Source organism: Dorea sp. YH-dor226, from assembly GCF_039832105.1.
Taxonomy (GTDB): domain Bacteria; phylum Bacillota; class Clostridia; order Lachnospirales; family Lachnospiraceae; genus Dorea_A.
In genome coordinates this window covers 237,085-257,837 of the sequence record NZ_JBDOHS010000002.1, presented here as the reverse complement: position 1 = coordinate 257,837, position 20,753 = coordinate 237,085, and the positions used below count along the sequence as shown (strand labels likewise).

Genomic DNA, 20,753 nt, shown 5'->3' with positions numbered 1-20,753 from the left:
TTTTATTGAAGACAAACATAGAAAAGCAGAGGTATAGATTATGAAGAAAAGAGTAGTAGTTGCATTAGGACACCGTGCACTTGGCACAACACTTCCGGAACAGAAAGAAGCGGTAAAGAATACATCAAGAGTTATCGCGGACCTGATTGAAAAAGGTTATCAGGTGGCGATCACGCACAGCAATGCACCACAGGTGGGAATGATTCATACTGCTATGAATGAATTCGGAAAGGAACATGAAAATTATACAGCCGCTCCGATGTCAGTTTGCTCTGCTATGAGTCAGGGATATATCGGTTATGACCTTCAGAATGGAATCCGTGAAGAACTGATGAACAGAGGTATTTACAGAACGGTCAGTACGATTCTGACGCAGGTGATCGTTGACCCATATGATGAAGCGTTTTATACACCGACAAAGGTACTGGGACGTTATATGAATGTGGAAGAGGCGAATGCAGAACGGAAAAAGGGCAATTATGTGGTGGAAGAGCCTGGAAAGGGTTATCGCCGTATTGTATCTGCGCCGAATCCGGTCAGTATTGTTGAGATCGATGCAATCCGGGCACTTCTGGATGCAGATCAGATCGTTGTTGCCTGCGGAGGCGGAGGAATTCCGGTTCTGGAGCAGGATCATCATCTGAAGGGAGCCGGAGCTGTCATTGAAAAAGATCTGACTGCCGGAAAGATGGCAGAAGAGATAAATGCAGATATGCTGATCATTCTGACCAGTGTTGAGAAGGTAAAAATCAATATGGGAAGACCGGAGGAAGAAGAACTCGGGGAGATCAGTGTGGAGCAGGCTAAGGAATATATGGAAGAAGGTCACTTTGGCAAGTATAACATGTATCCGAAGTTCAAAGCTTCGGTCGAGTTTATTGAAAAGAGAGAAGGAAGAAGCGCATTGATTACTTCTTTTGATAAACTGAACGAAGCGTTAAAAGGAAAGACCGGCACAATCATAAAATAGAGATTATGATTAAAAACCGGAAAGCGGGACATACTATCTGAAAAAGACAAGGAGGAATGTCCCGTGAAAGCAAAAGTGAATGATGGATGTATTTCCTGTGGCGCATGTGTCGCAACCTGTCCGGAAGTATTTCGGTTCAATGATGACGGACTGGCGGAAGCGTATGCAGATGTATTGCCTGAGGATGAGAATACAGCACAGGAAGCAAGAGATGCATGCCCTGTGGCAGTCATTGATATTGAAGATTAGGTAAGAAGTATCCGGAAGGTGAATTCTGGATACTTTTTTCATATATTATTATAAAAGCAGGTCTTGAACAGGGGGAATATGTATGCGTCTGTCAGAGCTGGAAGATAAGGAAGTTATCAATGCATGTGACTGTAAAAGGCTGGGATTTGTAGTGGATCTGATCATAGATGAATGCAAAGGAAATATAGAAGCATTGATCATACCGAAGAGCGGAAAGTTATGCGGTTTGTTTGGTGAGGGAGCAGAATATGTCATTCCATTCCAGTGCATTAAGAAGATCGGGCCGGATATTATACTTGTAGAGATACACGAAGAAAAGAGAAAAGAAAAGTAATTTGACTTATAAGAGTATTGCAGATATACTGTATTTATCTAGAGAAATAAGAACATAGACAGAAAGGAACGATCAAGATGAAGTGCCCATATTGCAGCCATCCGGATACAAGAGTTATCGATTCCCGACCGGCGGAAGATGGAAATTCTATCCGCAGAAGACGTTCGTGTGACGTTTGTGGAAAGAGGTTTACTACCTATGAAAAGGTTGAAACAATTCCGCTTACTATAATAAAAAAAGATAATACCAGAGAACAGTACGAGCGAAGAAAGATAGAAAATGGCGTCCTCAGGGCATGTTATAAGCGTCCGGTGGCGACGTCAGATATTCAGAAGACGATTGATCGTATAGAGACGAAAATCTTCAGCCTGGAAGAAAAAGAAGTTCCCAGCAATGTGATCGGAGAGATTGTGATGGAGGAACTGAAAGGACTGGATGAAGTGGCTTATGTAAGGTTTGCATCTGTATACAGAGAATTCAAAGATGTGAATACTTTTATGGATGAGTTGAAAAAAATATTAAAATGAGATACAAAACAGATTAGGTGATGATATGAGAACGTATAAGTTAACCATTTCTTATGATGGAAGCAGATATCAGGGATGGCAGAGACAGGCGACTACCGACAATACCATTCAGTTTATTCTTGAACGGAGTATTGGCAAGCTGGTTGGCTATCGTGTACATGTTGACGGTTCGGGGCGCACCGATGCCGGTGTTCATGCCCGGGGTCAGGTGGCCAGCGTAAAGCTGTCAAAGCTGTATGATACAAAAGAACTGAAAGATTCACTGAACAGGTATCTTCCGGAAGATATTCGTATTATTAAAGTGGAGCTTGCAAAGAATGGTTTCCATGCCCGGAAAAGCGCAAAAGGGAAGAAATATGAATATTATATTGACTGTCGGGAAAAGCCGGATGTGTTCTCAAGAAGATATTGTTATCATTATCCGGAAAAGCTGGATATTGAGGCGATGAGAGATGCAACAAAGTATCTGATCGGCCCGAAGAATTTTACCAGTTTTACCGATGACAAGGACTGCAAGGATCCGATTCGGAAGATTACGAATATCAAGATTGTAAGCAGTGGAGAGAAAGTGCGGATCACCTATTATGGTACTGGATTTTTATACCATATGGTGCGGATATTGACAGGTACTCTTCTGGAGATCGGAACCGGAAAAAGAGATGCATCAAAGCTTCCGGTTGTGATAGCTGCTGAAGATCGGAGTCTGGCGGGATTCCTGGCTCCGGCAAGAGGCCTTTTTCTTAGAAAAGTCTATTATTAAAATATAGCATGCGATGAAAGTGGATGTCGCGTTTTATCATATGAGGGAGGACAGAAGATGAAATTTATTTCATGGAATGTGAATGGAATTCGTGCATGTGTGCAGAAAGGATTTCTGGATGTGTTCAGAGATCTAGATGCAGACGTGTTCTGTATACAGGAATCTAAGATGCAGGCAGGTCAGTTGGAATTAGAACTTCCCGGATACTGTCAGTATTGGAATTATGCGGAGAAAAAAGGATATTCCGGCACGGCAATTTTTACAAAGGTGGAACCATTGTCAGTAGCTTATGGAATCGGAGTGGAAGAGCATGACAAAGAAGGTCGTGTGATCACTCTGGAATTTGCGGATTATTATTTTGTGACGGTATATACTCCGAACTCACAGAATGAGCTGGCAAGGCTTTCTTACAGGATGCAGTGGGAGGATGAATTCCTGAGTTATTTGAAAAAGCTGGAAGAAAAGAAGCCAGTGATATTCTGTGGGGATCTGAACGTCGCACATAAAGAAATTGACCTTAAGAATCCAAAGACTAACCGGAAAAATGCCGGATTTACGGATGAGGAACGTGAAAAATTCACGGCACTACTTGAAGCTGGATTCATTGATACATTCCGGTATTTTTATCCGGATGTAACAGGAATCTATTCCTGGTGGTCCTACAGATTCAGTGCAAGAGCCAAGAATGCAGGGTGGCGTATTGATTACTTCTGCGTCTCGGAATGCCTGAAAGACCGCCTGAAAGACGCGAAGATTCTGACGGATGTTATGGGATCAGATCATTGCCCTGTAGAGCTGGATATCGATTAGAGATATCCGCCGTCTACTCCGATGATCTGACCAGTCATATATGCGGGTGCGTTGGCAATATCCCAGATAATCTGTGCGATTTCATCCGGAGTTCCATATCTTCCGGCGGGAATTTCTTCTTCCAGAGCCTCCCGCTCTCGGGCGGACAGCTGACGGTTCATATCTGTGTCAATGACTCCGCAGGCAATGGCGTTTACCTGGATATTGCTTGGAGCAAGCTCTTTGGCAAGTGCCCGTGTGAACCCGTTTACTCCGGATTTGGCAGCAGAGTAGGCGACTTCGCAGGAGGCTCCGGAAGTTCCCCACATGGAGGAGATATTGATGATTTTTCCGGATTTCTGCGATACCATCGGAAGGATGGCTTCCCGACAGCAGTAAAAAACGGAAGACAGATTCGTATGAATGACATGCTCCCATTCTTCGATGCTCATATCGGTCAAAAGCCCGATGTAGGAAATACCGGCGTTGTTTACAAGGACATCCAGATGGTCACATTGCTGATAAATCTGTGTATAGATCTGTGCGACATTCTCAGGATTCCCTACATCACCGGGAACCAGTGTGCATGGCACCTGAAAACGAGTTTCTATGGTTTCTTTTACATTTTCTAAAGCCTCCAGGGACGAGGCACAATTCAAAAAAGTATGATATCCTTTTGAAGCAAATAATATTGCGGCGCTTTTTCCGATTCCGCGGGATGCACCTGTAATAAAAACAGTTTTACGATTCATATCTGACTCCTGATTTTATATATTTTAATTTTGTTTTTCGGAGTTTTATTATATAATGAAAGTAATATTCATGTCCAGACGATATGGAAGATAAAAATGAAAGAAGGCATCCAATGTTATCAGGATTTAGTGTGAAGAAACCTTATACAGTAGTTGTGGGAGTTGTATTGATTATCATATTAGGTGTTGTGTCATTTACACATATGACGGTTGATCTTCTGCCAAGCATAAACCTTCCGTACGCACTCGTTATTACAGGATATGTGGGTGCAAGTCCGGAAGAAGTGGAAGAGATTGTTACCAAGCCGGTTGAACAGACAATGGCGACTGTCAGCAATATTAAAACGGTGCAGTCGATATCCAGCGATAATTCTTCGACGGTGATCCTGGAATTTGATCAGACAGCGAACATGGACTCGGTTACGATAGAGATGAGGGAGAGTCTGGATCAGATTAAGGGGTATTGGCCGGAAGAGGTATCGGATCCTATTATCATGAAGCTGAATCCGGATATGATGCCGGTTCTGATTGCGGCAGTCAGTGCCAGGAGCGATGATGCGGCAGAAACGAGTAAGGTGATTGAAGAAAAGGTTCTTCCGGAGATTGAAAGTGTAGAGGGCGTAGCCTCTGTGACAACGTCCGGGAGTATAGAAGAAACAGTTGAAGTTACGTTAAATGAGGAGAATATCAATCAGCTGAGTGATGAGATCCGGGCTGAACTGGAGCGCAGGATCAATGAAGCAAAAGAAGCCCTGGATGAGGCAAGACAGCAGGTCGAGAACGGAAAAGCAGCACTGGATCTTGGAAAGGAACAGGCTGCATCCGGACTTGCATCGGCAGAATCCCAGCTGTCGGTGAAAAGCGAGGAGCTGAAACAGGCTCAGCTGGAGATTAACGAGAAGATGGCTGAACTGAATCTTGCAGAATCCCAGGTCAGTCAGCAGCTTATGATTATACAGCTTGAACTTACATCACTGAAGTCTGTACAGGAACAGTATCAGAACCTGAAGCAAATGCTGGAACAGGATCTGACGGAGGAACAAAAAGCACAGATTCAGGAACAGATGGAACAGCTTCGGGTATCACTGGAAGAGCGGGGAATTACTTTTGAGACGCTGGAGGAATCGATACAGAAAGTAGAAGCTCAGGAACAACAGCTGCAGGATGCGCTTTCGCAGATTGTGGATGGGAAGGAACAACTGTCTGCAATGCAGAAACAGGTGAATGACGGGGCATTGTCTCTTGCGGAGGCGAGAGGACAGCTTGCCTCTGCTCAATTTACAGCGGCTGTGGGAATTGGAGAAGGAACGGCACAGATCGCGACGGGAGAAGCGGCACTTCAGATGCAGGAAGCGCAGCTTGAGTCATCACAGGGAGAGGCACTTGCAGGGGCTGACGTTGCGGGAATTTTGAATGCGGATACCATAAAAACGATTCTTGCGGCTAATAACTTTCGAATGCCGGCCGGATATGTTTCAGAGGACGGGCTGAATTATCTTGTGCGGGTAGGAGACAAATTCAGGGATATAGATGAATTAAAGAATCTTACCATTCTTGATATGGAAGGAATTGATCCGATCCGGTTGTCTGATGTTGCAAGTGTAGAACTTGTGGATAATTCAGATGAAACATATGCGAAGATAAATGGCGAACCGGGAGTCATGCTGGTGATCCAGAAACAGACCGGTTATTCAACCGGAGATGTCAGTGACAGAGTACTGGATAGATTTGAGAGGATCAAAGAAGAAAATGAGGAAATACAGACAGTTACACTGATGGATCAGGGAGTCTATATTGACATGGTGGTTCATTCTGTTTTGGAAAATCTGGTGTTTGGTGCCATTCTGGCAATTTTGATTCTTCTGGTATTTTTAAAGAGTATCCGTATGACTCTGGTGATTGCATGTTCTATTCCAATCAGTATTACGACAGCTCTGGTTGCCATGTATTTTTCAGGGGTGACACTGAACGTTATATCATTGTCCGGCCTTGCGCTTGGGGTCGGAATGCTGGTGGATAATTCGATTGTTGTGATTGAAAATATCTACCGAATGCGTAATGAAGAGGGGAAAACTGCCAAAGAGGCAGCGGTTCAGGGTGCAAAGCAGGTGAGTGGTGCAATTCTGGCCTCTACACTGACGACGATCTGTGTATTTCTTCCAATTGTATTTACGGAGGGGATTACAAGGCAGCTGTTTGTGGATATGGGACTTACAATTGCATATTCGCTGTTGGCAAGTCTTCTGGTGGCACTGACGGTGGTACCGATGATGTCAGCCGGAATGCTGCGTAAAACGAATGCAAAGGAATCCATGGTGTTTACCCGTATCCGGAATGTATATGGACGTATTCTAACCATATTATTAAACAAAAAGATTCTGGTTCTGATCGGAGCTCTCGCTTTATTTGCAGGCAGCATTGCTCTTGCATATTCAAATGGAACAGAATTTATTCCGACAATGGAAAGCACACAGATCAGTATGTCGCTCGAAACAGAAAAAGGAACCAGTCTGGAAGATACTGCAAAAGTGGCTGATCAGGTGATGGAAAGAGTTGGGAAGATAGAAGATATAGAAGATATTGGCGGACTTGTGTCTTCCTCAGATATGATGGGGACGCAGACGGAGAGTAATAAGATCGAGATCTATGCAACGACCAGAGAAAATCCGTCCATGTCGAATGAGGAATTGAAAAATGAGATTGAAAAAGTAACCAAAGATATCAGTGGTGAACTGACAGTGAATATGTCCAATATGGACATGAGTTCCCTGGGAGCCTCGGGAATCAACATCCAGATCAGAGGAAAGGATCTGGATCAGCTCCAGAAAATAGCAGGAGACGTCAAACGTCTTGTAGAAGATGTCAAAGGGACAAAAAATGTATCTGACGGAACAGAAGAAAATACAGAGGAACTTCGGGTGATTGTCGACAAAGACAAAGCGGCTTCACAAGGGCTCACCGTTGCTCAGGTATATCAGAGTCTGTACGGAAGGCTTGCGGCATCACGTGTGGCGACAGTACTGTCGACAGATACGGATGATTATGATGTGTATGTTTTGGATGAAGCAGATGAAAAATTGTCCAGAGAAGATATTCGGAATATGACTGTTACCGTAGAAAAGCAGGATGGAAGTAAGGAGGAAGTAAAACTTGCAGATATAGCATCTTTTGAAGATGCATCCGGTCTGAAGGCGATCAGTCGGAAGAACCAGAGCCGCTATATGTCTGTGACTGCAGAAATTGCGGATGGTGATAATATTGGAATTGTCAGCAATCGCGTCAAAAAGGAATTAAAAGCATACGAAGTCCCGGAAGGATATGAGGTAGAGATGACGGGAGAGGATGCGACCATTAATGAAGCGATGACGGAACTCTTTAAGATGCTTGGTCTGGCAATTGTGTTCATGTATCTGATTATGGTTGCGCAGTTTCAGTCTCTGCGTTCTCCGTTCATTGTTATGTTTACAGTACCACTTGCGTTTACGGGAGGACTTCTGGCACTGTGGCTGTCCGGAATGTCCGTCAGTGTCATTGCGATGATCGGATTCGTAATGTTGTCCGGTATCATCGTAAATAATGGGATTGTTTTTATTGATTATACAAATCAGCTTCAGGAACAGGGGCTGGAGAGAAGAGAAGCACTGGAAGAAGCGGGAAAAGCAAGACTGCGTCCGATTGTCATGACTGCTCTGACAACAATCCTTGGTCTGTCTACTATGTCTGCAGGCTTTGGAATGGGGGCAGATATGGTGCAGCCGATGGCTGTTGTTACGATCGGAGGGTTGATCTATGGAACAGTGCTTACGCTGATCGTAGTACCATGTATATATGATATGTTCCATAAAAAAGAAAAAGCAAGGTTGCGTGAGGAGATAGAAGAATAAGGAGAGGTACCATCATGATCAACAAAGCGATTGAATTTGCCACAAAAGCACACGAGGGACAGGTAAGGAAAGGAACCAAACGGCCGTATATCGTACATCCGATAGAAGTCGGGGATATCGTATCGACAATGACAAGAGATGAAGAGGTCATCAGTGCGGCAGTACTGCATGATACGATAGAAGACTGTGAAGGAATTACGAAGGAACTTCTGGCAAGGGAATTTTCAGAACGGGTAGCGGATATTGTTGTACAGGAGAGTGAGGATAAGTCCAGGACGTGGATGGAACGGAAGTCCGCAACAATTACGCATATCCGAACTGCTCCCAGGGAAGTACAGATGGTCGCTCTGGCAGATAAACTGTCCAATATGAGAGATATTAATCGAGATTATCCGGTGGTTGGAGAAGAACTGTGGAATCGCTTTCGTATGAAAAATAAAGAGATAATCGGATGGTATTATAAAGGAATGCAGGAATCTTTGAAAGAGGCTTTTGCCGGTGTGGAGGCGTACGAAGAGTATTGCCGTCTGGTACGTAAGAACTTCGGATAAGTCAGGAGTGCGAATATGATTATAAGTGCAAGCAGGAGAACGGATATCCCGGCTATCTATCCGGAATGGTTTGTGAACCGGCTCAGAGCCGGGGAGGTTATGGTGCCCAATCCGTACAATCGAAAAAAAGTAAAAAGAATTGTGCTGTCGCCGGATACGGTGGACTGTATTGCATTCTGGACAAAAAATCCGGAACCGATGCTGCCGTTTTTAAAAGAGATAGATGATATGGGATATCAGTACTATTTTCAGATGACAATTACAGATTACGAAGAAGAGATGGAGACAAACCTTCCTTCCATGGCGGAATCTATGGCAACGTTTCTTCTTGTCAGTGAGATGCTGGGAAAAGAAAGAATGGACTGGAGATTTGATCCCATTCTTCTGACAGAAAAATATACGATTTCCTATCACCTTGAGAAGTTTGAGATGATGTGTGAATGGCTTCATGAGGCGACGACAAGGTGCATATTCAGTTTTTATGATTCATATAAAGGAAGTTGTTTCCTGGAACCGGAAAGAGAAGACATGGAAGAACTTGCAAAAGGGTTGTCAAAGATTGCAAAAAAACATCACCTTCCGTTATATACATGTGCAGAAAAAATCGATTTGAGCAGGTACGGTATCTGTCACGGTGCCTGTATTGACAAGGACAGAATCCGCAGTCTGATTGGATATAAGTTGGATCTTAAGAAGGATTCCGGACAACGCAGAGAATGCGGATGCGCAGAAAGCATTGATATCGGAATGTATGATACCTGTACACACGGATGCAGGTATTGTTATGCGACCGGAAGCCTTGAGAGTGCAAAAAAGAAATTCGATCAGCATGATCCGGAATCTCCGATTCTGAGTGGACATCTGAGAGGTGATGAGGTGATTACAGATCAGGATCTGGAATCCAGCAGAGATAATCAGATTTCATTGTTTGATTTGCCGGAAATGTACACGGATTTTTAGTAAAAACAGAGAAAATGTATCGGAGTGGAAATGATGGTTGTTAAATACTTGACAACTGTGCGTGATTTTGGTATTTTTAGACTATAGTACGAACGTTAGTCTAAAACAAATTTGAGAGGTGAAAATATGAGTCTGATCACTAGTATACAGAAGTACTCGATCCATGATGGAGATGGAATCAGAACTACAGTATTTTTTAAGGGGTGCCTGTTAAAATGTGTATGGTGCCATAATCCGGAGACTCAAAATTATAAAAAGCAACCGTCCTATGACAGGGAAAGGTGTGTTGGCTGTCTGAGCTGTGAGAAGGCCTGTCCGCAGAAAGCAATCCATGAAGAGAATGGAAAAGTGGTTACTGATCTGAAATTGTGTGATGCATGCGGAACCTGTACAGATTATTGTAATCTGAATCTTCGGGAAATAATTGGAAAAGAATATACCGTGGATGAACTGGTGAAAGAGCTGCGTAAAGATGAAATGTTCTATGAGGAATCCGGCGGTGGTGTTACATTATCCGGCGGGGAAGTTATGACAGCCGATATGGATTATGTGGAAGAGTTGTGTAAAAAGCTGGTTCATCATGGAATTACAGTAACGATCGATACCTGCGGTCAGGCGCCTTATGAGAATTTTGAACGTCTGCTTCCGTATGTAAATACGTTTTTATATGATATCAAGACGATGGATAATGAGATACATAAAAAGTATATTGGAGCAGGAAATGAACTGATCCTGTCCAATCTGGAAAAGATCAGTGCGGCCGGAGCCAGAATATATATCCGGATTCCTACGATTCGGGAAGTAAACGGAACGGACAAAGCAATGAACGACATCATTGCCTATCTGAAAGAGAAAAACATTCAGGTTGCACAGGTAAATCTTTTGCCGTATCACAATACCGGATCCGGTAAATATGTAAAGATCGGCAAAGTTTATGAAGGAACAGAACTTCATGCACCATCAAAAGAAGAGATGAATCATTTTGTGGAACTTTTTAAATCAGCTGGATTCCATAATATAAAAATAGGAGGTTAAAGACATGGAAAAAAGAGGAATGAACGAACGTATTCAGGCATTGCGTGAAAAGAGCGTGAATACACAGCCGCACATTGACCTGGAACGTGCAAAGAGTGAGACGGAAACTTACAAAAAATATGAAGGAGAGATGTCAATTCCGGAACTTCGTGCACAGGTTCTGTATGACTATTTTTCCACCAAGACACTTTACATTGGAGAAGGTGAACTGATCGTTGGAGAGAAAGGAGATTCTCCGCAGGCATCTCCTACATTCCCGGAACTTTGCTGTCACACTGTTGAAGACATGCATGTTATGAATGATCGTGAACTGATTAATTTTAAAGTAAAAGAAGAGGATTATGATTATCAGGAAAAGGTAATTATTCCATATTGGGATCATCGTTCTACCCGTCATAAGATTCTGGCAAATATGACAGATGAATGGAAAGCTTGTTACGGAGCAGGTATTTTTACCGAGTTTATGGAGCAGAGAGGACCGGGTCATACGGTTGGTTCTTTCAAAATTTATGAAAAAGGATTTCTGGATTATAAAGAAGATATTCAGAAGTCTCTGGATGCTTTGGATTTTTACAATGACAAGGAAGCATTTGACAAGAGAAATCAGCTTCGTGGTATGGCAAAAGCCTGCGATGCGATCATGGTTCTTGGAGAGCGTTACGCAGCATATGCAAGAGAATTAGCTGAAAAAGAAGCTGATCCAAAGAGAAAAGAAGAACTTCTTCAGATTGCGGCTAACTGTGATGTTGTACCTGCACATAAGCCGGAGACATACTGGCAGGCAATTCAGATGTACTGGTTCGTACATCTGGGAGTAACCAGTGAGCTGAATCCATGGGATGCATACAGCCCGGGACGTCTGGATCAGCATCTGAATCCATTCTATGAAAAAGATGTGGAAGCCGGAATTCTGGATGATGAAAAGGCACTGGAACTTCTGGAATGCCTGTGGGTAAAATTCAACAATCAGCCTGCACCACCGAAGGTAGGAATTACATTAAAAGAAAGTAGTACATATACAGATTTTGCAAACCTGAATACAGGTGGAATTACTCCAAACGGTGAAAATGGTGTCAATAATGTCAGCTATCTGATCCTTGACTGTATGGATGAGATGAAACTTCTTCAGCCAAGTTCAAATGTACAGATCAGCAGAAAGACACCACAGAAATTCCTGAAACGTGCATGTGAAGTGTCTCGTAAGGGATGGGGACAGCCGGCATTCTATAACACAGAAGCGATCATTCAGGAGCTGATGAATGCAGGAAAGTCACTGGAAGATGCAAGACGCGGCGGAACGAGCGGATGTGTAGAGACAGGTGCATTTGGTAATGAGGCATATATCCTGACAGGATATTTCAACATTCCAAAGATTTTTGAATTAACGCTGAATAATGGTTATGATAAGATGACTGATCAGCAGCTTGGTCTGAAGCTTGGTTATGCAACAGATTTCAAGACATATGAAGAACTGTATGATGCGTTCAAGAAGCAGATGAAATACTTTATCGATATCAAGATCCAGGGAAGCAATGTGATCGAAAAGATCTTTGCTGAGTATATGCCTGTACCGTTCCTTTCTATTATTACCAATGACTGTATTTCCAAAGGAAAGGATTATAACAGCGGCGGAGCAAGATATAATACAAAATATCTGCAGGGCGTAGGAATCGGAACAATTACAGACTGTCTGGCAGCAGTAAAATACAATGTATATGATAAAAAGACATTTACAATGGAAGAACTGATGCAGGCTCTGGATGATAACTTTGAAGGACATGACAGAATTCTGAATCTGGTCAGAAACAAAACACCAAAATATGGTAATGATGATGACTATGCAGATGATATCATGAGAGATGTATTTGAATATTACAGAAGTCAGGTGACAGGACGTCCGAATATGCTGGGAGGTATGTATCGAATCAATATGCTTCCAACTACCTGTCATGTATATTTCGGTGATGTTATGATGGCAAGTCCAAATGGACGTTTGGCACATAAGCCGGTATCTGAGGGTATCTCTCCGGAAAAGGGTGCAGATGTAAACGGACCGACAGCAGTTGTAAAATCCTGTGCAAAGATGGATCATCTTCAGACAGGCGGTACACTTCTGAATCAGAAGTTTACTCCAAGCGTAGTAGCAGGTGAGGAAGGTCTGGATCAGATGGCAAACCTGGTACGTACTTACTTCAATATGGATGGACATCATATTCAGTTCAACGTAATTGACAGAGAAACATTGATTCAGGCACAGAAGCATCCGGAGGATTACAAAGATCTGATCGTGCGTGTGGCTGGATACAGTGATCATTTCCGCAATCTGAGCAAAGCTCTTCAGGACGAGATCATTGAAAGAACAGAACAGTCATTTAATTAATCGTAGGTTCCTGTAAAATGTCATTTATACACAGACTGTTACAAAATGTAGCAGTCTGTGTATTTTTTGTATAATAAAAATTGCTTTTTTCTCTTTTTGCGATTACAATGGTGTAAGTGACGATTCTCAAATACAGAAAGCAGTGAGAGAAAGATGGCAGAAGTGAGAAGAAGAATGAGATTTCATGGAAGAGTACAGGGTGTCGGCTTTCGGTATACGGCAAAATATCTGGCACAATCTCTTCGTTTGACCGGATGGGTAAAAAATGAATATGACGGTACGGTTCTTATGGAGATTCAGGGAAGGGAAATGCTGATACATGAATTGATGAAAGGGCTGAACCGCAGTAATTTTATTCAGATTGACTGGATTGATACAGAAGATATTCCTGTAGAACAGGAAAGTAGTTTTTATGTACGATGACATTGGCATGAGAGGGGAAAACATGGAAAAGAGAAGTGTAAAAAGCAAAATTGTATCAGCTGCATGGCAGTTGTTTTATGAAAAAGGATATAATGGAACGACGGTTGATGATATCATCGAATTGTCAGGAACTTCAAAAGGTTCTTTCTATTATTATTTCAGTACGAAGGACGAGCTTTTGAATACATTGTCCATGATATTGGATGATTATTATGAAGAACTGGAGCGGGAGCTGGACCCACAGATGAACAGTTTTTCAAAGCTGCTTTATCTAAATGATAAGGCGCATTCCATGATGGAGGAAAAAATCAGTATTGATCTGATCACATCGCTTTATTCCACGCAGTTAGTGGCACAGGGGAACAGACATCTGCTCGACCAGAACAGAAATTATTACAAGCTGATCACAAAAGTTGTGGAAGAAGGACAGAAAAGAGGACAGATCCGGTCTGATGTTTCGGTCAGTGAGATTACAAAGTATTATGCAATGTGCGAACGTGCTCTGGTGACGGACTGGTGTCTGAATAAAGGAGAATATTCTCTGGGCGAGTACAGCAGAGAGTGTATGCCGATGATGATGGAGCATTTTAAAGAGGAGAACATTATATAAAAGGGGCATTGTTCCATAGATGAGTAATCATCTGTGGAGCAATGCCCCTTTTTTGAGAGAAAGTATTAATGCCTTATTAACGCTGTGTCATGTCCTATTCTAAAATGATCCTTCTGAAGAATGGCATAAGCTTTTTCATAATTCCCCTTGCGCATATAGGTCACCATTTTTTTCAGATTTTCATTGGTTACCGGAATATGCATACCGTTCTTAATGGAATACTGGCCGATCCGGATTAATTCTGACAGATTATTTTCATAGATTCGGTTAATCCGTTCATTTTCAAATATACTGATAATCTCCATATGCATGGCAGTATCCGCCACTTCCCAGTCATACAGATCACCGGCCGCGGCACACATTCTTACGACTTTTTCTTCGATTCGATAAGAGTATTCCTCATGACGACCGGAAGTAAAGATCAGTCGGAAAGCGGCTCCTTCCAGTAATTCACGCAGTTGATAGATCTCATTGATATCTGTATCCGTAATCTCTTTTACAGTCATGGATTTGTAATAATCTGAGACGATTAGTCCTTCGGACTGCAGCATCTGGATAGCAGTGCGCACGGGACTTCGACTCATGCCAAGCTCACGTGTCAGCATGGATTCTGTCAGAACCATTCCGGGAGGATAAGTCAGATTCAGAATATTCTGTTTGATTTTTTCATAAGCCTGATCGGCAAGAGATGTGTTTTTTTCAGCCATAAATATTACCCCTTTTATTTGAATCCTGTGTCGAAATTCTCGAACGCGATAACTGGAATGAAAGTATACGTTTTTATATATTGTATACAAATTATAACGCTTTTTCGGGAAAAAATCAAGAATAAAAGGTTGACTTTTATGACGGAAGATGGTATATTCATCTTAAAGGAAGTTGTATACAAATTAAATAACTGTATACAAATACATACGTTGAAAGGATGGGGAAATATGAAATTAGGATTTATTGGTACAGGTAACATGGCATCTGCCATCATGGGTGGAATTATTAAGAATCAGGTTATTCCGGCAGAGGAGATCATCGGTGCAGATCTGTTTGCACCAGGAAGAGAAAGAGTAAAAGAACAGTTTGGAATCAATGTAACAGACAGTAATAAAGAAGTAGTGGAAAAAGCAGAAGTAATTGTATTGTCTGTAAAGCCTCAGTTCTATGCGAGTGTAATCGCAGAGATTAAAGATGATATCAGAGAGAATCAGATTATCATTACAATTGCTCCTGGAAAGACGCTTGCATGGCTGGGAGAACAGTTTGGAAAAGCTGTAAAGATCGTTCGTACCATGCCAAATACACCGGCTATGGTAGGTGAAGGCATGACAGCTGCATGCCCAAATGAATATATGAAAGAAGACGAGATCACATATGTTAAGACACTGCTGGAAAGTTTCAGCCGTGTAGAGATCATTCCGGAACGTCTGATGGATGTAGTTGTATCTGTAAGTGGAAGTTCACCGGCATATGTGTTTATGATGATTGAAGCTATGGCTGATGCAGCAGTATCAGGAGGAATGCCAAGACCGCAGGCTTATCAGTTTGCTGCACAGGCAGTGCTTGGTAGTGCAAAGATGGTACTGGATACAGGAAAGCATCCGGGAGAACTGAAAGATATGGTATGTTCACCGGCGGGAACGACAATTGAAGCAGTTCGTACACTGGAAGAACTGGGATTCAGAAGTGCGATCATTGAAGCTATGAAAGTATGTGAAGAGATTTCCAAAAATATGTAGAGTGTTGAATCTGAGGGCAGATGCTGATGAAAAAGGCATCTGCCCTTGCTTCTTTTCGGGAATGTGTGATAGAATCTCTCTCATAGGTTATGGTGTGTACTCCTTCGTACGAAGCACTTCAAAATAAAAAGACTGGTGAAGATATATGAAGAAAGAATTGGATTATTTTACAATAGATGAAGCATTTGGCGGCAATCAGGAATGGTTCACCAATGTAGTTATGAATATCGGGGGCTGCGGTGCAGCGACTGCCTGTGACAGCTGTATTTATTTTGCCAGGTATAAAGGCATGAAGGAATGGTATCCTTTTGATGAGGAACATCTTACAAAAGAAGAATATAAAGCGTTCAGTCAGATCATGAAGCCATATATCCGGCCGCGTGTCGGAGGTGTGAAAAAACTGGAATGGTATATCGATGGTCTGAACAGGTACATTCGGGATGTGAATGAACAAAAGGGTGTCAATACGCAGATTACAATGGAAGCATTTTCAGGAAATCACACTTGTAAAGATGCGGGAGATAAGATTCGCAGCCAGATTGATTCCGGCTATCCAGTACCGTATCTGATGCTGAAGCACAAAGATACACAGAAATTTCAGGATTTTATCTGGCACTGGTTTTTAGTAGTCGGATATGAAGAACTGAAAAATGATATGCAGATTACGGTTGCCACGTATGGTGAAGCTACTGAATTTTCCCTGAAAGAATTATGGGATACGGGATATGAAGAAAAGGGAGGAATGATTCTGTATTCAGGTCTGGAGAAAACAGAATTGAAAATATGAGAAAGAAATAGTCTTTACGGATGGGAAAATATCCGTTACAATTAAGAAAGTGTACAATGAAATTATGAAAGAAAAGAGGAAACATAGAATGGAAAACCCAATTATAACAATTGAAATGGAAAATGGAGACGTGATAAAAGCAGAGCTTTACCCGGAGATTGCACCGAACACAGTGAATAATTTTATCTCTCTTGTAAAAAAAGGGTATTATGACGGATTGATCTTTCACCGTGTGATAAGAGGATTCATGATTCAGGGCGGATGCCCGGACGGAACCGGTATGGGTGGTCCTGGATATAATATTAAGGGTGAGTTCCTGCAGAATGGTTTTGCAAATGCACTTGCACATACAGAAGGAGTTCTCTCTATGGCACGTGCAATGCATCCGGATTCTGCCGGATCCCAGTTTTTTATTATGCATAAGAATGCTCCTCATCTGGATGGTGCATACGCTGCATTTGGTAAAGTTGTGGAAGGTATGGATGTAGTGAATAAGATTGCAGAAACGGATACAGATTACAGTGACCGACCGCTTACAGAGCAGAAGATGAAAAAGGTGACAGTAGATACGATGGGAATTGATTATCCGGAGCCGGAGAGAGCATAACAGAATCATTATAAAACTTATGAATCAGAGTAATTCTGGCAATGATGTGCTGCGCCTTATGGGGCAGCACATTTCAAATAGCAGGAAAGCAGACAGTGGAGGTGTGAGCCGATGGATATGGTTCAGACAGAAAAACTGATATATGAATATGAAAAACGGGATGAGGACGGCAATGTGATCGGAACATCCAGAGCAGTTGACGGGGTAGATCTTGATGTAAAAGAAGGGCAGTTCATTGCTATTCTCGGACATAATGGATCCGGGAAGTCTACATTTGCGAAACACATCAATGCGATTCTCGTTCCTACGGAGGGGAGTATGTGGGTGGATGGAAAGAACACCAGTGATCCGGGAGAAATATGGAACGTAAGACAGACTGCCGGAATGGTATTCCAGAATCCGGATAATCAGATTATCGGCACTGTCGTAGAAGAAGATGTCGGTTTTGGTCCGGAGAATCTTGGAGTGCCTACAGATGAGATCTGGCAGCGTGTGGAAGAAAGTCTGAAAGCAGTAGGGATGATTGAGTATCGGCATCATTCTCCGAATAAACTGTCCGGAGGTCAGAAGCAGCGTGTAGCGATCGCAGGTGTTGTAGCGATGGAGCCAAAGTGTATTGTGCTGGATGAACCGACAGCCATGCTGGATCCGGTAGGACGAAAAGAGGTTCTGAAGACAGTTCAGAAGCTGAGAAAACAGAAACATGTTACAGTGATCCTTATTACACATTATATGGAAGAAGTTGTGGATGCGGACAGGATATTTGTTATGGATCACGGACGAATTGTTATGGAAGGAACACCAAAAGAGGTGTTCTCCAGAGTTGAGGAATTGAAAAGTCTCAGACTGGATGTGCCGCAGGTGACGATCCTGGCCGATGAACTTAGAAAGAAAGGGCTTAATATACCGGCTGGTATATTAAGAAAAGAAGAGTTGGTGGATATATTATGTCAATTAGAATAGAACATCTGAATTATGTATACAGTGCGGGAACCGCATATGAAAAACATGCTTTAAAGGATATCTGCCTGGAAATACCTCATGGAGAGTTTGTTGGAATCATTGGTCATACAGGGTCGGGAAAATCAACATTGATACAACATTTGAACGGGCTGATGAAAGCAACAAGTGGGGCCTTGTATTATAATGATGAAAATATCTATGCAGATGGATATAATATGAAAGAGCTGCGCAATCAGGTGGGACTGGTCTTTCAGTATCCTGAGCATCAGCTGTTTGAGGTAGATGTAATGTCAGACGTATGCTTCGGGCCGAAAAATCAGGGCCTGAGTAAGCAGGAATGTGAAAAGCGGGCGCTGGAGGCACTTAAGCTGGTAGGACTGAAAGAGAAATATTACAAATCTTCTCCTTTTGAACTGTCGGGAGGTCAGAAGAGAAGGGTGGCAATTGCCGGTGTCCTGGCGATGCGGCCGAAAGTTCTGGTTCTGGATGAACCAACGGCAGGACTTGATCCGAAGGGAAGAGACGATATTCTGGAACAGATTGCTTATCTGCATAAAGAGAGTGATATGACGGTCATTCTTGTATCGCACAGTATGGAAGATATTGCACGATATGCGGATCGTATTATTGTAATGAATAAAGGAAGTGTCATGTATAATGACAGGCCGAAGAATGTATTTGCACATTATCAGGAACTGGAGCAAGTCGGGCTTGCGGCACCGCAGGTCACCTATATCATGCATGCGCTTAAGGAGAAGGGATTCCCGGTGGAAGTCAATGTGACTACAGTAGAAGAAGCCGCAGGAGAGATCCTTCGGGTATTGGAGAAGAAGAATGATTAGAGATATAACGATTGGACAATATTATCCGGCAAAAAGTATACTACACAGATTGGATCCAAGAGTCAAACTGATGGGAACGCTGTTGTATCTGGTGTCTTTGTTTCTGTTCAGCAGCATTTCCGGCTATCTGATTACGACGTTATTTCTGGCAATTGTCATATATCTGTCAAAGGTTCCGCTGAGCTATATTGTAAAAGGTTTGAGGCCGATCATTATGCTGCTGATGATTACGGTTATTTTTAATCTGTTTCTTACCAGAAGCGGGGATGTACTGTTTCATGCGTGGATATTTACGATTACAGAAGGCGGTCTTCGCACAGCTGTCTATATGGCGATACGCCTGATTTATCTGATTATAGGGTCTTCGCTTATGACATTTACAACGACGCCAAACGAGTTGACAGATGGCATTGAAGCACTTTTGTATCCATTGAATAAGGTTCATGTCCCGGTGCATGAGATTGCTATGGTAATGTCAATCGCACTCAGGTTTATTCCGATTCTGCTGGAAGAGACAGATAAGATTATGAAGGCTCAGATTGCACGTGGAGCAGATCTGGAAAGCGGGAATATGATTCAGAAGGCGAAAAGTATGATCCCGATTCTGGTGCCGCTGTTTGTATCGGCGTTTCGAAGAGCCAATGACCTTGCTATGGCAATGGAAGCGAGATGTTACCGTGGTGGAGAAGGCAGGACAAAGATGAAACCTCTTCGTTATGAGAAGTGTGATTATGTGGCATATCTTATTGTGATCGTATATGTGGTCGCTGTTGTATTGATTGGAAGATATGTACCTCTCCATATAGGAATGTTGTGATATGAAAAGAATCAGGTTAGTTGTTGCCTATGACGGAACGAATTATTGTGGCTGGCAGGTGCAGCCGAATGGAGTCACAATTGAAGAAAAATTGAATAATTCGATTACTGAATTGACGGGGGAAATTATTCATGTTACAGGTGCGAGTCGTACGGATTCAGGGGTACATGCACTTGGGAATGTGGCGGTATTTGATACGGAATCATCCATTCCGCCGGAAAGGTTCGCCTATGCGCTGAATCAGAGACTTCCGGGGGATATTGTGGTGGTTTCTTCTGATGAGGTTTCATCCCTCTGGCATCCCAGACATCAGGATCATATTATAAAAACTTATGAATATCATATTTATAATGAAAAGGTACCGAATCCTCTGAAAAGCAGATACAGCGCGTATGTATCGTTTCCTCTGGATATCGAACTGATGAAGCAGGGGGCATCTTATCTCGTGGGGGAACATGATTTTTCCAGTTTCTGCAATGTAAGGACGAATGCGGTAGATACTGTCCGCACGATATATGATATTGAGATCTGGAAGGCAGGGCCGGAGATTACAATTCGCGTGACCGGAAATGGTTTTTTATATAATATGGTCAGAATTATAGCGGGAACTTTGATCCGTGTGGGAAGAAAATTTTACACTCCGGAGAAGATAAGAGACATTATGGAAGCAAAAAAACATACTTCGGAGGGAGTTACGGCACCTCCGGAGGGGCTTGTCCTTGTGAAAATCCAGTATGAAGAATAGAAAAATAATTGGCAAAATGACATCTTCATTTTTGTGAT

Annotated in this window: 22 protein-coding genes; 20 read left to right on the top strand and 2 right to left on the bottom strand. The window is 42.6% G+C overall.

Annotation, left to right across the window (positions count from 1 at the left end; all coding sequences use genetic code 11):
- Positions 1-40: 40 nt before the first annotated feature.
- The 6 genes from arcC (at position 41) to ABE547_RS03010 (ending at position 3,650) form a co-directional block, all read left to right on the top strand.
- Entirely contained in the window at positions 41-970 is a 930-nt protein-coding gene (gene arcC / locus ABE547_RS03035) for a carbamate kinase (RefSeq protein WP_347377388.1), read from the top strand.
- A gap of 63 nt (positions 971-1,033) precedes the next feature.
- The gene (locus ABE547_RS03030) at positions 1,034-1,219 is read left to right on the top strand and encodes a ferredoxin (protein WP_347377387.1); all 186 of its coding nucleotides are present in this window, start codon (positions 1,034-1,036) and stop codon (positions 1,217-1,219) included.
- A gap of 82 nt (positions 1,220-1,301) precedes the next feature.
- A complete protein-coding gene (locus tag ABE547_RS03025) occupies positions 1,302-1,553 on the top strand; it encodes a YlmC/YmxH family sporulation protein (protein ID WP_347377386.1) in 252 nt (83 codons plus the stop codon).
- Positions 1,554-1,630: 77 nt separating this feature from the next.
- The gene (nrdR, locus tag ABE547_RS03020) at positions 1,631-2,080 is read left to right on the top strand and encodes a transcriptional regulator NrdR (protein WP_347377385.1); all 450 of its coding nucleotides are present in this window, start codon (positions 1,631-1,633) and stop codon (positions 2,078-2,080) included.
- 25 nt (positions 2,081-2,105) lie between these two features.
- Positions 2,106-2,840, top strand: a complete 735-nt coding sequence (gene truA / locus ABE547_RS03015; RefSeq protein WP_347377384.1) for a tRNA pseudouridine(38-40) synthase TruA — start codon at positions 2,106-2,108, stop codon at positions 2,838-2,840.
- 57 nt (positions 2,841-2,897) lie between these two features.
- Positions 2,898-3,650: an exodeoxyribonuclease III gene (locus ABE547_RS03010; protein WP_347377383.1), complete on the top strand. Its 753-nt coding sequence runs from the start codon at positions 2,898-2,900 to the stop codon at positions 3,648-3,650.
- Here ABE547_RS03010 and ABE547_RS03005 read toward each other — a convergent pair.
- Positions 3,647-4,381: an SDR family NAD(P)-dependent oxidoreductase gene (locus ABE547_RS03005; protein ID WP_347377382.1), complete on the bottom strand. Its 735-nt coding sequence runs from the start codon at positions 4,379-4,381 to the stop codon at positions 3,647-3,649. The two genes, ABE547_RS03010 and ABE547_RS03005, sit on opposite strands and share 4 nt — an antisense overlap.
- Positions 4,382-4,494: 113 nt before the next feature.
- Here ABE547_RS03005 and ABE547_RS03000 point away from each other — a divergent pair, with 113 nt between their 5' ends.
- From ABE547_RS03000 to ABE547_RS02970, 7 genes are all read left to right on the top strand, one after another.
- Positions 4,495-8,265 (top strand): efflux RND transporter permease subunit, encoded by a 3,771-nt coding sequence (locus ABE547_RS03000; RefSeq protein WP_347377381.1) that lies wholly within the window; start codon positions 4,495-4,497, stop codon positions 8,263-8,265.
- A gap of 14 nt (positions 8,266-8,279) precedes the next feature.
- Complete coding sequence (locus ABE547_RS02995; protein WP_347377380.1) at positions 8,280-8,816, top strand: HD domain-containing protein; 537 nt, start codon at positions 8,280-8,282, stop codon at positions 8,814-8,816.
- Positions 8,817-8,831: 15 nt separating this feature from the next.
- The gene (locus ABE547_RS02990) at positions 8,832-9,776 is read left to right on the top strand and encodes a DUF1848 domain-containing protein (protein WP_347377379.1); all 945 of its coding nucleotides are present in this window, start codon (positions 8,832-8,834) and stop codon (positions 9,774-9,776) included.
- A 126-nt stretch (positions 9,777-9,902) separates the two neighbouring features.
- A complete protein-coding gene (locus ABE547_RS02985; protein WP_347377378.1) occupies positions 9,903-10,811 on the top strand; it encodes a trans-4-hydroxy-L-proline dehydratase activase in 909 nt (302 codons plus the stop codon).
- A gap of 4 nt (positions 10,812-10,815) precedes the next feature.
- A complete protein-coding gene (gene hypD / locus ABE547_RS02980) occupies positions 10,816-13,191 on the top strand; it encodes a trans-4-hydroxy-L-proline dehydratase (protein WP_347377377.1) in 2,376 nt (791 codons plus the stop codon).
- Between the two features lie 153 nt (positions 13,192-13,344).
- The gene (locus ABE547_RS02975; RefSeq protein ID WP_347377376.1) at positions 13,345-13,614 is read left to right on the top strand and encodes an acylphosphatase; all 270 of its coding nucleotides are present in this window, start codon (positions 13,345-13,347) and stop codon (positions 13,612-13,614) included.
- Between the two features lie 7 nt (positions 13,615-13,621).
- Positions 13,622-14,224: a TetR/AcrR family transcriptional regulator gene (locus ABE547_RS02970; RefSeq protein ID WP_347377438.1), complete on the top strand. Its 603-nt coding sequence runs from the start codon at positions 13,622-13,624 to the stop codon at positions 14,222-14,224.
- Positions 14,225-14,289: 65 nt separating this feature from the next.
- Here ABE547_RS02970 and ABE547_RS02965 read toward each other — a convergent pair whose 3' ends face one another.
- Complete coding sequence (locus tag ABE547_RS02965; RefSeq protein WP_347377375.1) at positions 14,290-14,931, bottom strand: GntR family transcriptional regulator; 642 nt, start codon at positions 14,929-14,931, stop codon at positions 14,290-14,292.
- Positions 14,932-15,159: 228 nt separating this feature from the next.
- Here ABE547_RS02965 and proC point away from each other — a divergent pair, with 228 nt between their 5' ends.
- The 7 genes from proC (at position 15,160) to truA (ABE547_RS02930) (ending at position 20,715) form a co-directional block, all read left to right on the top strand.
- Positions 15,160-15,954: a pyrroline-5-carboxylate reductase gene (gene proC / locus ABE547_RS02960; RefSeq protein ID WP_347377374.1), complete on the top strand. Its 795-nt coding sequence runs from the start codon at positions 15,160-15,162 to the stop codon at positions 15,952-15,954.
- 145 nt (positions 15,955-16,099) lie between these two features.
- Positions 16,100-16,741 carry a hypothetical protein gene (locus ABE547_RS02955; protein ID WP_347377373.1) on the top strand — a complete coding sequence of 214 codons (642 nt, stop codon included), beginning with the start codon at positions 16,100-16,102 and terminating at the stop codon, positions 16,739-16,741.
- A gap of 88 nt (positions 16,742-16,829) precedes the next feature.
- Positions 16,830-17,348 carry a peptidylprolyl isomerase gene (locus ABE547_RS02950; protein ID WP_347377372.1) on the top strand — a complete coding sequence of 173 codons (519 nt, stop codon included), beginning with the start codon at positions 16,830-16,832 and terminating at the stop codon, positions 17,346-17,348.
- Between the two features lie 111 nt (positions 17,349-17,459).
- Positions 17,460-18,311 (top strand): energy-coupling factor transporter ATPase, encoded by an 852-nt coding sequence (locus tag ABE547_RS02945; protein WP_347377371.1) that lies wholly within the window; start codon positions 17,460-17,462, stop codon positions 18,309-18,311.
- Positions 18,296-19,153 (top strand): energy-coupling factor transporter ATPase, encoded by an 858-nt coding sequence (locus tag ABE547_RS02940; RefSeq protein WP_347377370.1) that lies wholly within the window; start codon positions 18,296-18,298, stop codon positions 19,151-19,153. The genes ABE547_RS02945 and ABE547_RS02940 overlap by 16 nt, the downstream gene beginning before the upstream one ends.
- Positions 19,146-19,970 carry an energy-coupling factor transporter transmembrane component T gene (locus tag ABE547_RS02935; RefSeq protein ID WP_347377369.1) on the top strand — a complete coding sequence of 275 codons (825 nt, stop codon included), beginning with the start codon at positions 19,146-19,148 and terminating at the stop codon, positions 19,968-19,970. Before ABE547_RS02940 ends, ABE547_RS02935 begins: the two co-directional genes overlap by 8 nt.
- A 1-nt stretch (position 19,971) precedes the next feature.
- Positions 19,972-20,715, top strand: coding sequence for a tRNA pseudouridine(38-40) synthase TruA (gene truA / locus ABE547_RS02930; protein WP_347377368.1), 744 nt, complete (start codon positions 19,972-19,974; stop codon positions 20,713-20,715).
- The last annotated feature ends 38 nt before the right edge of the window (positions 20,716-20,753 follow it).